Here is a 12,934-nt window from a genome sequence, read left to right on the forward strand (position 1 = left end):
GGGGTTGCCGGCGGCGAAGGTCGCGTCGGTCGGGAGTGGGGTATTGAGGCCAGAGTGTTCTGTTACAGGTGGGGGTGCTACGTACGCGTCGGCCCGGTGGTCGTGCCTACCGATGCGAACGTCTTGGCGGTGGTGTCGTCGTCTTGCCCCGCCGCAAGGCACAGGGTGAGCAGCAGTCGTGCCTTCAGGCCATCGAGGGCGCCGGCCCGGATGAGGCCCATGTTCAGGAGTTCGATCTCCGAGCCGCGGAACCGGTAGGTGTGGCTCAGGACTTCGCCGGCACCGGTCCGCGATGCCAGCACCACCGGCATCGCCGCGGCGAGTTCGGCGACGGCCGGAAGCGCAGCGACCGGAAGGTGTCCGCCCCCGAAGGCTTCGATCACCACGCCGCGGTACCCGAGGTCGGCGAGGGTTCCGAGGATTCGGCCATCGTCGCCGAGGCCCATGCGAATTAGCGCGACAGGCGGGATGACGGTTCCGGGTGCGAGGTCGATGTGGTGCTGGCCTGCGGGGCGCAGCGCCACCACCGGTCGTCCTTCCGACACCCACCCGATGGGGCCCAGTGACGGGGACACGAAGGTCGACGCGCTCGAGGTATGACTTTTGGTCACGAACCGGGCGGCGTGGATCTCGTCGTTGAGGCATACGGTGACGCCCGTGCCCACAGCCTGCGGCGATGCCGCCACCTGAACGGCACTGAGCAGGTTCGCCGGGCCGTCAGTACCCGGCAGCGAAGGATTGCGCATGGCTCCGGACACGACGATCGGAGTAGTTCCGGGCCGCAGTAGGTCCAGGATGAACGCCGTCTCCTCGATCGTGTCGGTGCCCTGCGTGATGACCGCACCCACCGAGCCCTCAGCCACCGACGCCGCGATCGCGTCGCGGAGACGAATGAGGTCGGCGATGGTGATTTCCGGGGAGGGAGTGAGCTGGAACTGGTGGGCGTGCACATCGGCGACGTCGGTGAGACCGTCGACGGAATCGACGATGTCCTGTGCCGTCAGTGTCGGTACGGCACCGACCTCGTCACCTCGAATGCTGGCGATAGTGCCGCCCAGAGCGAAGTAGTCGATGCGGGGCGCGGGCGACGATGATGCGGTCACGATGGTCCTTCTTCTCGAGCGGGCGATGAGGGTACGGGCAAGGGGATACGGGCAATGGGAATAGATGAACGGCAGCGGGTGCCGCGCGGGTCAGGTGGCCGATGACAGGGCGTTGCGGTGGGCCGTCCACGACGCGCTGATGACGTCGGGATCCAGATCGCGGGTAACGAACAGGAGTCCGCAGTCGGCGTCGGCGACCTCGGGGTTCACGCGAGTCGGAAGACCCACCGTGCCGCGTGCGGCATGCAGGACCACCGGCGATCGCGGGGTATTCAACAGTCCCTTCACGCGCAGGATCTGGTGCGGGTAAGCAACTACCAGCGCTCCCAGCCACAGCACAAGGACCGTCCAATCGACAGTGCCGGGCACCGGAATCCACGCCGACTTGGGGACTGCCAGTTCGGTCGCGGCTGGGAGTGCGACAGCATCGGCCATGTCGACCGACGGAACTTGCTGCGACTGCCCGAATGCGCGGACTTCCAATCGGGCTCCGGGATTGACCGACGCAACGGTCGCCAACACCGTGCTCAGTTCGTGGCCGTCGACCAGGTCGGCCTTCGCCACGACGACGGTATCGGCTTGTTCCACCTGGATTCGGGCCAGTGGCTCGTGTGTCAGATCCGAAAGTCCACGCTCGGCATCGACCGTGATGGTCGTGTCGGCAATGACAACATTGGAGGCCAGGACCGGGTCCGCCTCGATGGCTTCGAGGATGCGGGCCGGGTCCGCGAGTCCACTCGTTTCAAGTACGGCACGTGCGGGTCCGGTGCCCAGGTGTCGGCGATTGCACAGGCCGCGCAGCAGGTCGACGAGATCGTCGAGCCGTTCGCAACATGCGCAACCACCCAGGAGCGCGTGCACTCCCCCGGTGAGATCGGGCGACCGGGTGCCGGTGTCGTTGACGATGAACTCCGTGCGCGGATCGCGGTAGGCCCGTTCCAGGAGCGTCGTCTTTCCCGATCCCAGGAATCCGCCAAGGATGGTCAGCGGCAGTCGTGAATCAGCGTGCGCGGTCATCGGTCGGCCACCGCGAGGTCTTGCAGTCGCGTAACCAGCGCCGGATCGAGCGGGTCAAAGGGTTCGCCCGCCAATTCGGCGACCGCGGGCCACACCGCCGCGAGGTCGGTCACCAATCGGGTACGACCGTCCGCCGTGCTCACCGTGTAGCCATTTCCGGCCAGGTCGGCACCCACTCGGATGCCGCAGTCGGCCAACTGCACGGCGAGAACACGGACGGAGGCGGCGCGCGCACGACGCCGCGAACCGGCGTCGTCGGCAATTCCCGCAGCGCACCACTCAGGTGGTGGCACCGGCGTCCCACATATCCCGCACATGTCGACTCCCGTCGGGTCAGTAGTCGGCGGGTCGTTCGGTGCCGGCGAAGGGGAAACGCTTGCGGAAGTCCGCGGCAGTTTCTTCCATCGTCATCCACCGCACGCCCTCGTGACCGTTGATGTATTCGATGAGCCGTTCGAGCATCAGCAGCACCTGCGGACGCCCCGATACGTCCGGGTGAATGGTGATGGGGAAGATCGCGTAGTCGAGTTCGCGGTAAACCCAGTCGAATTGGTCGCGCCAGAGTTCTTCGATGTCGCGCGGGTTGACGAAGCCGTGCGAGTTCGGGGAAGCCTTCATGAACATCATCGGCGGCAGGTCGTCGACATACCAGTTGGCACCGATTTCGACGAGGTCGATTTCCTTGCCGTGCACCATCGGCTTCATCCAGTCCGCGGCCTGCTTCGAGTAGTCGATCGTGGTCCAGGAGTCCCCGGAGCGGGCGTAGAACGGAACGAAGTCCTTGAAGCCCTGACTGTGGTCGTACTCGAAGCCGTACTTCAGCAGCAGGTCAGGCGTATTGGACGACAATTCCCACCAGGGAGCGACGTAGCCGCGCGGTGCCTTGCCTGCCAGTTCGGTGACCAGTTCCACCGAGTGTGCGAGGACGTCTTCTTCCTGCGCTGCTGTCATCGCGACCGGGTTTTCGTGCAGGTAGCCGTGGGCACCGATCTCGTGACCGTCGGCGGCCACCATCGCACATTCGTCGGGGAAGGTTTCGATGCTGTGTCCGGGGATAAACCAACTGGTCTTGAGCCCGTGACGTTTGAACATCTTCAGCAGCCGCGGCACGCCGACTTGGCCCGCCCACACGCCGCGCTGAATGTCCGACGGCGAGTCAGCTCCGCCATACGAGCCGATCCAGCCAGCGACGGCGTCGATGTCGACGCCGAAACTAACGATGATTTCCTTAGCCATGATGTACCTCGCGGAGTCACAGGGGTCGCATCCGTTGTCGGAGCGAATCGAGAAGGAACGTTCGCGAGAACGTTCTTTCTTCAAGGTATGTGATGGTCGTTACATCCGTCAAGGGGACAGTGGATCGTCACATTTGTGCGGCAGCAAAAGACGCGCCAACTCAGCGGCATCCCAATCGCGAAAGACCAGGGTGTCGCATGGATAGAATGACCCATGACCACACCGCCTGAGGGTTCGGCACCTCCGAATGATGCGACAGAATCTGCGGATTCAGCCCTGACTGACGCCGCCGTCGACACGGACAGTCCGGACACGGGCAATCTCGGCAAGCCCTCACTTCGCCATCGCCTTGGCACCTGGTGGCATAAGCACTTACAACGCTATTCCTTCGGTGGCTTCGTCGTTGGCCTGCTGTTCCTGTGGTCGGCATCGACGCCGTCGCTACTCCCGCGCGGTTGGTTCTTTCAAGGCGTGGTTTCCGGTGGAGCAGCGGCGATCGGCTACGGCGTTGGCGCTTTCTTAACCTGGCTTGCCCGTTTCATGGTGTCTCGCGATAGGCCATGGCCGCGGCCGTCGCGCCCCTGGTGGATCGGCGCAGCGATCATCGGCGTCGCGGGCACCGCCTTCACCCTGTACTGGTATGCGCGCTGGCAGGACGAGATCCGCGACATGATGGGCGTCGACCACCTGACCTGGACGGCCTACCCGCTGATTGTGGTCGTGGCACTCATCGTCTTTGTGATCTTCATGAGCATCGGCCAAGCCTGGGCGACCCTGCTCAAGTGGCTGGTCCGACAGATCAACCGCATTGCGCCACCCCGAATCTCGGCCACGATCGGCGTAACACTGGTGCTGATCCTGACGATTTTCATCGTCAATGGCGTGTTCGCGAACTACGCCATGAAGGGCCTCAACGCGACGTTCGCCGCCGCCAACGAAGAGAACAAGCCCAATACTCCGCCGCCGACATCCAACCTGAGGTCCGGTGGCCCCGAGTCGCTGGTGTCGTGGGAGTCCCTGGGCCGTGAAGGTCGCGTGTTTGTCTCGCACGGTCCCACCGTTCAGCAGCTCACCGAGTTCAACGACGGTGCTCCCGCCATGGAACCAATCCGCGCCTACGCTGGCCTCGATTCGGCGGACGACATTCGTGACGCCGCTGACCTCGCGGTCGCCGAACTTGAACGAACAAATGCGTTTAGTCGCAAGTTAATTGCGATCGCGGGCACAACGGGTTCCGGTTGGATGAACAAGGCGATGGTCGACTCACTCGAGTACATGTACAACGGTGACGTGGCGACGGTTGGCATCCAGTACTCGTACCTGCCAAGTTGGATCAGCTTCCTGGTCGACAGCGAACGCGCTCGCCAAGCTGGTATCGCCATCTTCGAGGCGGTCAGCGAGAAAGTTCGGGCAATCCCGGAGGCTCAGCGCCCCAAACTCGTCATCTTTGGTGAAAGCTTGGGATCGTTCTCCGGCGAGGCACCGTTCGGGTCCATCCCGACCATCGCCGCGCGGACCGACGGCGCCCTGTTTTCCGGCCCAACGTTCAACAACCAACTGTGGCTAGACACCACCAATGCTCGGGATGCAGGCAGTCCCGAAGTTAAGCCCATCTTCGACGACGGCAAGACCGTCCGGTTCATCGCCGATGAACAAGACCTGTCCCGCCCCGACGCCCCGTGGCCGCCCAATCGGGTTGTCTACCTGCAGCATGCGTCCGACCCCATCACCTGGTGGAATCCCGACCTGCTGCTTAGTAAGCCGGACTGGTTGAAAGAACCACGCGGCTCCGATGTGCTCGACGCGACGCGATGGCTTCCGATCGTGACGTTCCTCCAGGTTTCCGCAGACATGGCCGTCGCGGTGAACGTGCCCGACGGGCATGGTCACCACTACCTCCACGCCGTGCCGTATGCCTGGGCACAGATTCTGCAGCCGCCCGGCTGGACACCGGAGAAAACCGAGAAACTCGAACCGCTGCTTTCCCGCGACTAGGTCCGATCGGTCAGTAGCAGAAACCGCAGACGCCGGAGGTCGACAGCACGGTGTAGCAGGTGGGGCACAGCTTCGGCTTGGGCTCCTCCTGCTGTGCTTTCGGCTTCGCCTTCGAGGCTGCAGCCTTCGCTGCTGAAGCCCTCGGGGGCTTGGCCGCCTTCGCTGCTGAAGCCTTAGTGGGCTTGGTGCCCTTCGTCTGCGCCGTCTTTCGCGGCGGGGACGACGGACGCTTGGAGCGCTTCTCCGCGACACGCGCCGCGAGCGTGGGACGGGCGAATTCGGGGATGTCGGCGCCGAAGGATTGATAGCAGGCAAACCGTGCGATTGCTGCATCCATGTCAGCGTCTTCGGGTTTGCTGCGACCCGAGTCCGCCAAGACGTTGAGGTACGTTTCGCCGACACTCTGGTCGAGGCGCACGCACAGCGAAGCGAGCAGCGGTTCCCCATCCGACTGCGCTCGGGTGACCGCAACAAGCAGGTGATCGACCCACAGGCGGACCGCACCACCAGCGCGAATGCCGGTTTCGCTCTGCACCTTCGACCCTAGTTCGGCCTGCGTGATGAGCGCGCCGTAGATCCCCGCGGTTTCGATCAAGACCTCGCGGGCCACCTGGGCCCACTCGCCGATCGCCTCGTCGAAGGGGACCGGAATTTCACTGGGCTCGCGCCACGCGGGGAGGATCGTGTCGTCAGGATGCACTCAAACAAGCTACGGCGTTTTGGCACCAACGGGCCAATCCACGGGGCTTCTAGGGGTAGAGATCACGTCCACCGCACGCTAGGTGCGGTCGTCAAACCGCCATCGCCGTCGTAGACGAGGAATCATCCCGCGACGTTAGATCAAGGCCAGCCCCGATCTTGCCGAGTTCGTCGCCAGCCGTTCGCATGACAAAATGCTTCATAATTGACTTGCCGTGCGAGGACCGTTCATCCCGTGCGACCGAGATATTCACCGAACACGGACTTCTTCACGGGGGCAGCGTGGCTCTAACTGATGGGCGTCGACCTTGCTTGGTCGACGTCAACCGGCCCCATTTCACTACCTGGGAGAGCTGAGTGCCGACTCCCCGCGGACCGCGTACCGTCATGCCGTCATGCCGTCGCCTGCAAAGGCGGCCCTAGTCGATGTCCACGAGTGCTGTTCCCTCCCCCAAGACCACTGAAGTCGCCGCCCCCAAAGTGCCCGCATACCGCACCGATCTGGACGGTCTGCGCGGCATCGCGATTGCCCTAGTGGCGTGCTTTCACATTTGGTTCGGTCGAGTCTCCGGCGGCGTCGACGTCTTCCTAACCCTGTCGGGCTACTTCTTCATTGGATCGCTGGTACGTCACACCATTCACAGCCAGTCGTCGAAGATTGGGCTCGGGGAGACGATCAACCCGTGGCCCCGCATGGAACGACTGTTCCGTCGTCTCCTCCCGGCGCTCTACACCCTGCTGATCGGTGTCGCGATCCTGACGGTCGTGGTCATCGCGCAGACCCGTTGGCAAAACATTGGCAACGAGATTTTGGCCAGCGCGCTGTACTACCAGAACTACTTCCTGGCCGGGAACTCCCAGGATTATCTCGCCGCAAGCTCGGTCAACAGTCCGCTGCAACACCTGTGGTCGATGTCGATGCAGGGCCAGTTTTTCCTCGGTGCCCTGGTGGTTTTGCACCTCCTCGCCGGCACCATCAAATATCTCGGCCGCCGGTTCGATGGCCTCACCCGGCCGGCCGCGATCCGGGCGATTTTCGGGATTGTCGTCGGCGGCGTCGCCCTCGCATCGTTTATTTGGGCCCAGTACCGGTCAGGTATTGACCAGCCCTACAACTACTACGACACACTGTCCCGATTGTGGGAACCCCTGGTCGGCGGCTTGCTCGCGATCTGGATGCCCGCATTCCGGGTGTCGAATCGCATTCGCGGCGCAGTCACGATCATTGCCTTGCTGTTGATCGCCACGTGCGGCTGGTGGATCGACGGCGTCGCGCACTACCCGGCCGCCCTCGCCTGGGTGCCAGTCGGCGCCACGCTCATGGTGATCTGGTCGGGGCAGGTCGCCGACAATCAGCCCCTGCCCTCCCCCAACCGCGCCCTGGCAAGCAAACGCGCGGTGTGGCTGGGCAGCCTGTCGTACTCGTTGTACTTGATCCACTGGCCGCTACTGATCTTCTACCTGACCTGGCGACAGGTCGACCACGCGAACTTCGTCGAAGGCGCCGCAATCCTGATCGTTTCGCTGGGACTGTCGTGGTTGATGAAGCGCTACATCGAGGATCCGATGCGCGGCGGCGGACGGTCGGCCATGGCGCACGTTCGCTGGCGGGCCCATCCTCGGCTCACCTACACCGCAGCGGTGACCGTGGTGCTGGTAATCGCCTCGCTCACGACGGCGGGATTGATAAAAGCGTGGGACCAGCACGTTGAGACCACGCGAGTCGACACCACGAACCTGGATCCGGCGCTCTATCCGGGAGCTCGCGCCCTATTGGAGAACGCACAGGCCCCGGCACTCCCGCCGCAGCCCACCCCGTTGGGCGCACAGAGCGATCTGCCGCAAACTTTCTTCGATGGCGTTATGAGCGAGTTCGACGTCACCACGCCCCAGGTCGGTCATTACGGTGACCCCAACGGGACGTGGACGATTGCCTTGGCTGGCGGCTCGCACACCGAAATGTGGCTGGGCGCGCTCGATCCGATTGGCAAGGCAAACGGCTTCCAGATTGTCACCTACGTCAAGCGTGGTTGCGCACTCACGACCGATGTCAATCCGCCCTACTTGGAACGGAATCCGTACCCCGAATGTGCGGAGTGGAACGACGCCGTTATGAAGGACCTGCTGCGGATAAAGCCCGACGCCGTGGTCACCAATTCCACCCGCCCATCGATTTCTGGTCCGGGCGACTACATGCCAGAGGGATACCGCCACACCTTCGACAAGTTGACTTCAGCGGGAATCCCCGTGGTTGGCATCCGAGATTCGCCGTGGCCGCACAACGACGAAGGTCCGATCACGACACCCGACTGCCTCTCGGCTGGCGGCAATGCGAAGAGTTGCGGCACCGTTCGCGATAGCGCGTTAAGCAGTGTTGATCCCGCGTTGGCCTACGCGGCCGATAACCCGCTGTTCCACCCCATCGACCTATCCGACGGGATTTGCACGCCAACCTTCTGCCCGGCTGTCGTCGGCAACATCATGGTGTACCGGGACATCCACCACCTCACACAGACCTACATTCGGACCTTGATTCAGGACTTCTCGCGGCAATTGACGGCAGCGTTGCCATGGACCGGGCCACCGCTCACTACCGGCTAGCGGCGGCGAGCCTTTGCCGTGTTGGCGGCGAGGTAAGCGATGTATGCGCCAAGGCCAATTAGTCCGACCTTCCGCGTCTTGGGTACTGCAATCGCAGCTCCGACGGCGGCCTCGATGGTCCCGTTGACCTTCAATGCCTGTTCGGGATCGTCGGGGAACGCCGTCTCGGTGATTCCGCGGAACACGGTCGGCACAAAGAAGTGCGCGATACCGGTCACTGCGAGCCCGGCACCAGCGATTGTCGCAAGCAGATTCCCGGAGTTGGACTTAGCCACTGTGTATCTCACCTTCGTTGGGGCCGTCTACGACGGCGACTAGAACTATGTCTACTTGAGCAGAACCGATTCGGGTAGGGGGTCCCGAATGGTCTCCGGGTCGGTGCCATCCCAGCACTCGACACCGGTCAGGCCGGGGATGTCGTTGCGGTTGAAGATCGGGTCCAGGCCCTTCGCGCGCTGTACCGAGTAGTTGCTCAGCAGCGCCACCGCGACTCCTCCGATCAGGAACAGACCGACGATGTTCACCGTAGCCATCAGCGAGGAAAAGACGTCTGCGAGGTTCCAGACGAGGGATACCTTGGCGATCGCGCCGAAGAAAACAAAGCCGATAACGGCCACTCGGAAGACGTTCAACACCCAGGGTCGTCGCGTGAAGAACACAATGTTGGTTTCGCCGTAGTAGTAGTTGCCGATCACCGAACTGAAGGCAAGGAAGAACAGAATTATCGCTAGCAGCGGACCTGCCCACGAACCGATGTGATGCGCGAGCGCAGTTTGGGTCAGTTGCACACCTTCGACGCCGCTGCCGTAATCCGGGTCGGACATCAGAATGATGAAGGCGGTGGCGGAGCAGACGACCAGCGTGTCGAAGTAGACGCCCAAGGTCTGGACCAGGCCCTGCTTGGCCGGATGCGAGACCGCGGCGGTCGCAGCGGCGTTGGGCGTCGAACCCATACCGGCTTCGTTGGAGAACAGTCCGCGACGCATGCCCTGCATGATTGCCGCCCACACGCCGCCGCCGACGAATTCGCGGAAACCAAAGGCCGACTCGACGATGTCGCGAATCACGCCTGGCAGCTGCGACAGATTCGTTACGACGATAACGAGCGCGAGACCGACGTAGATGATCGCCATCAGCGGCACCACAACCTGTGAAACGCCGGAAATCCGGTGCACGCCACCGAAGATCACCAAGGCGGTGAGGGTCGCGAGTGCGCCCCCAATCACGTACGGGACCCATGCTGACTCTGAGCCGATTGCAAGGTCGACGGCTGCGGTGATCGAGTTGGACTGTACAGAGTTGAAGACGAAGCCATAGGTGAAGGTGATCGCGACGGCGAACAGCAATGCCATCACCATGCCGAGTCGCTTGTTCTTGATTCCACGACTCAGGTAGTACGCGGGACCGCCGCGGTAGTCGGCTCCATCGCGGACTTTATAGAGCTGTCCGAGTGTCGATTCGACGAATGCGGTCGCACCGCCAATGATCGCCAGCACCCACATCCAAAAGACCGCACCCGGTCCACCTATCGTGATGGCGACCGCGACGCCCGCCACGTTTCCGGTACCGACTCGTGAAGCTGCGGAGATGCAGAACGCACGGAACGCGGAGATCTGAGCGGTACCGCCAGCCGCTTTTGGCGGCGTCTCGCGTATTGCGCGCGCCATGTCCGGCAGCATTCGGATTTGCACGATGACTGTCCGCACGCCCCACCACAACCCGGCACTTACGAGTAGAACGATAAGCACGTACCCGTACCAGTCGTTGAACCAAATGACGGCATTGTCGATTGCGTCCATGCCGGAAGTGTAAAGGCCGATCGAGTGATCCTCCGGGAAGTCACGGTCGGTGGGTGAATTGTCGGGGCCAGCCGGGTTTCGTCGACGTTGCTGACGCCCCACCTAGACCCAGTTTCGTTCCGGCATGACGTTTCTGGCACGACTGAACCCCCGACCGGCGGTGATTTCCGGCTGGTCGGGTGGTTAAGCCCCTAGCAAGTGGTCGAGGTGGGCCTCGATGCGGGAATCCTTCGCCGAGGGTGGGGCGTGCGGACCCTGAATGGGCAGCAACTCGGCGTGGTGGGTTTGGTTGACCCGCCACTGAGCGCGTCGGCCGGGGGTGCGGGGTCGCCAAGCGACCCGGCCCCGGGCGGGGCCATCAATAACAAGTTGGGTTTCCCACTCGCCGACGTTCTTGCCGACCGAACGGTTGTGGCGTCCGCACGCGGCACCCAAATGGTCTACATCGGTGGGGCCACCGTCGGCCCAATCGGGGAAGTGGTGCGCCTCGGTCCGGGCGAACGGGGCATTGCACCGGTGTGCGGTGCACCCGCGGTCGCGGGCGAAAAGCATCAGCCGTTGGGGCTTGTTGGCCAACCGCGACCCCCGCCCCAAGTAGAGAGGCTGGCCGGTGGAGTTGGCGAAGACCGCCAAATGCGGGGTGGCATCCGCGGCCAGCTCGACGAGCTCGCCCACCGGAACGCGGGTGCCGGTCGCAGTGAGGGCGACTCCGGCCTGTTCGGCCAACTCCCGGTCAGTCACCGTGACGACCAACTCGCTGGAGAGCGCCCGGCCGGCGCCGGGCCGCAGGGCTTGCTCGGCCTCCAGCAGCGCCAGCAGGGCGTCGTGCTGGCGTTGGCCGATCGAACGGTCATCGCGTTCGGCCGCCGCAGCCAGGGCGGCCGGATCAGCAGCCTCAGCAGCCCCGCGTGGGGAGGCTGGGTCGGCGGGGTTGTTCATCCCGGGCTTGGCCCAGGAGTCGAACATGACCTCGAACCGGGCCCGAAGTTCGGGGGTGAGGTAGCCCCGAACTTTGCTCATCAGGCGTTGGTCTTGCCCGCCGAGCCCGAACTGGCGGAGCCGTTTGCGGTCCCGCTCGTCGGTGAGCGCCCCGTCCGGGTCGAGGTGGGCCAACAATCGGTGCCCGGCGGTGCGGACCCCCGCCGGAGTGAGGTCGCGGGCGACCTCGGCCAACTGGGCCTCAGCCCCGGCCTGCACCTGCGGGTCGACCGCACTGGGGATCTTGCGCATCACCTCGTCGATCACCACCACGTGGTCGGTGCCGATAGCGCCGTCGGCGACCGCCTGCGCGGTGGCCGGAAACACCGGCGGAAGAGTCTCGCCCTGCAAATTGGCCAGGCGGGCGATGCCTGCGCCGGTGATCCGGCGGCGCTTGGCTTCCCCGTCACCGAGGCGAAGGCCTCCGGCGAGGTAGGCGTGCAGTGAGAGGAACCCGGCCTTGCGGTAGGCGCCGCGGTCGGAGATCTCGGCCAGTAGCGCCGAGTTGGCGCCGTCGAAGCGGCGGTTGGCCCGCTCAAGGACCTCCGCGGTCTCCAAGAGCTGCCCCTCGGTGGAAGCAGCGAACACCGCCCCGGCGAGCTGGGTCATCGCCGCGTCGATAACGACCGCGAGTTTGGCCGGATCGGCCATCTCGGCGATTGCCTGGGTTAGGTCCATCGGGTCCACCTCCTCGCGGCGTTAGTGAAGTAGCTGCACTGACGTAGCTGCGCTAAAGAACCTGTAGTGAAGCACTTCACTCTGTGTTCGTTTATTTGTGTGAACACTATCGCGAGGGTCTGACAATTTTCGTCACCCGACGGGCGGACGCTCAGGTACCAACTGGTTACCCGCGGCGGCGGCCCGGTAGGTGGGCTTGCTCGCTGTCGTGGTCGAAGATGGTGAGGATCTCAGCGGGACCTTCGTGGGCTTCAATCACGTGCGGGGTCATGGTTGAGAACTCGGCAGCCTGGCCGGGGTGCACCAGGATGGTTCTGGTTCCTAGCCGGAGTTTGATGATCCCGCTAAGGACGGTGAACCACTCGTAACCCGGGTGCACCCGCGCCTCGGTGGTATCGAGTTCATCAGTGATGCGCATTTTGCCGATGGTGACGCCACGTCGATCGCGTTCGCGAGAGAGAAGCCAGAAGGTAGTGCCGCCAACTGCTTCCGGCTCGGGGCGAATCACCACGTCCTCTTCCCCTTCTGGTTCAACAAGTTGATCAAGGGAGGTGCCGAGCGCCTTGGCGATCGCCACAAGTTGCTCCACCGCGATCCGCTGATTTCCAGTCTCGATACGACTCAGCGTCGAAGGCGAGAGGAAGCAGCGTGCGGCGAGCACATCGAGGGTCCAGCCGCGTGCGACACGCAGCCCTCGGACTCGTTGCCGAATGATGGACTCCGTCGATTCTTGCGTCATACGCAAGATTGTATGCGCATATAGGAAATCCACCTACGGTTGTCGCTATGGAACCCCACTCACATCAACCACCACGACAGCCCTGGCGC

At 63.6% G+C, this 12,934-nt stretch carries 11 protein-coding genes; 2 read left to right on the forward strand and 9 right to left on the reverse strand.

The window, feature by feature from the left end:
* Positions 1-77 precede the first annotated feature (77 nt).
* The 4 genes from AC1L34_RS13210 to AC1L34_RS13225 form a co-directional block, all read right to left on the reverse strand.
* A complete protein-coding gene (locus AC1L34_RS13210) occupies positions 78-1,103 on the reverse strand; it encodes an asparaginase (RefSeq protein ID WP_424324288.1) in 1,026 nt (341 codons plus the stop codon).
* Positions 1,104-1,193: 90 nt separating this feature from the next.
* Entirely contained in the window at positions 1,194-2,120 is a 927-nt protein-coding gene (locus AC1L34_RS13215; protein WP_480034835.1) for a CobW family GTP-binding protein, read from the reverse strand.
* A complete protein-coding gene (locus AC1L34_RS13220; RefSeq protein WP_424293300.1) occupies positions 2,117-2,413 on the reverse strand; it encodes a hypothetical protein in 297 nt (98 codons plus the stop codon). Before AC1L34_RS13220 ends, AC1L34_RS13215 begins: the two co-directional genes overlap by 4 nt.
* 40 nt (positions 2,414-2,453) lie before the next feature.
* Positions 2,454-3,356: a polysaccharide deacetylase family protein gene (locus AC1L34_RS13225; RefSeq protein WP_424293301.1), complete on the reverse strand. Its 903-nt coding sequence runs from the start codon at positions 3,354-3,356 to the stop codon at positions 2,454-2,456.
* Between the two features lie 213 nt (positions 3,357-3,569).
* Here AC1L34_RS13225 and AC1L34_RS13230 point away from each other — a divergent pair, with 213 nt between their 5' ends.
* Entirely contained in the window at positions 3,570-5,351 is a 1,782-nt protein-coding gene (locus tag AC1L34_RS13230; protein ID WP_424293302.1) for an alpha/beta hydrolase, read from the forward strand.
* A gap of 10 nt (positions 5,352-5,361) precedes the next feature.
* Here the strand turns inward: AC1L34_RS13230 and AC1L34_RS13235 are convergent, their stop codons facing one another.
* On the reverse strand, positions 5,362-6,051 hold the full coding sequence (locus AC1L34_RS13235) for a hypothetical protein (RefSeq protein WP_424293303.1): 690 nt from the start codon (positions 6,049-6,051) through the stop codon (positions 5,362-5,364).
* Positions 6,052-6,476: 425 nt separating this feature from the next.
* Between AC1L34_RS13235 and AC1L34_RS13240 the strand changes: the two genes are divergently transcribed.
* On the forward strand, positions 6,477-8,651 hold the full coding sequence (locus tag AC1L34_RS13240; RefSeq protein WP_424293304.1) for an acyltransferase family protein: 2,175 nt from the start codon (positions 6,477-6,479) through the stop codon (positions 8,649-8,651).
* On the opposite strand, the gene AC1L34_RS13245 is transcribed toward AC1L34_RS13240, so the two are convergent.
* From AC1L34_RS13245 to AC1L34_RS13260, 4 genes are all read right to left on the reverse strand, one after another.
* Entirely contained in the window at positions 8,648-8,926 is a 279-nt protein-coding gene (locus tag AC1L34_RS13245; RefSeq protein ID WP_424293305.1) for a hypothetical protein, read from the reverse strand. The two genes, AC1L34_RS13240 and AC1L34_RS13245, sit on opposite strands and share 4 nt — an antisense overlap.
* A 51-nt stretch (positions 8,927-8,977) precedes the next feature.
* On the reverse strand, positions 8,978-10,450 hold the full coding sequence (locus AC1L34_RS13250) for an alanine/glycine:cation symporter family protein (RefSeq protein WP_424293306.1): 1,473 nt from the start codon (positions 10,448-10,450) through the stop codon (positions 8,978-8,980).
* A gap of 183 nt (positions 10,451-10,633) precedes the next feature.
* Positions 10,634-12,106: an HNH endonuclease signature motif containing protein gene (locus AC1L34_RS13255; RefSeq protein ID WP_480034836.1), complete on the reverse strand. Its 1,473-nt coding sequence runs from the start codon at positions 12,104-12,106 to the stop codon at positions 10,634-10,636.
* Between the two features lie 166 nt (positions 12,107-12,272).
* The gene (locus AC1L34_RS13260) at positions 12,273-12,845 is read right to left on the reverse strand and encodes a helix-turn-helix domain-containing protein (protein ID WP_424293038.1); all 573 of its coding nucleotides are present in this window, start codon (positions 12,843-12,845) and stop codon (positions 12,273-12,275) included.
* Positions 12,846-12,934: the final 89 nt, after the last annotated feature.

It is taken from the genome of Gordonia sp. 34D, from assembly GCF_056682775.1.

Excerpts from the sequence above, each read along its gene's own strand:
- AC1L34_RS13215 (WP_480034835.1), bottom strand. The coding sequence starts at position 2,120 with ATGACCGCGCACGCTGATTCACGACTGCCGCTGACCATCCTTGGCGGA.
- AC1L34_RS13225 (WP_424293301.1), bottom strand. The coding sequence starts at position 3,356 with ATGGCTAAGGAAATCATCGTTAGTTTCGGCGTCGACATCGACGCCGTC.
- AC1L34_RS13230 (WP_424293302.1), top strand. The coding sequence starts at position 3,570 with ATGACCACACCGCCTGAGGGTTCGGCACCTCCGAATGATGCGACAGAA.
- AC1L34_RS13240 (WP_424293304.1), top strand. The coding sequence starts at position 6,477 with ATGTCCACGAGTGCTGTTCCCTCCCCCAAGACCACTGAAGTCGCCGCC.
- AC1L34_RS13250 (WP_424293306.1), bottom strand. The coding sequence starts at position 10,450 with ATGGACGCAATCGACAATGCCGTCATTTGGTTCAACGACTGGTACGGG.
- AC1L34_RS13255 (WP_480034836.1), bottom strand. The coding sequence starts at position 12,106 with ATGGACCTAACCCAGGCAATCGCCGAGATGGCCGATCCGGCCAAACTC.
- AC1L34_RS13260 (WP_424293038.1), bottom strand. The coding sequence starts at position 12,845 with ATGACGCAAGAATCGACGGAGTCCATCATTCGGCAACGAGTCCGAGGG.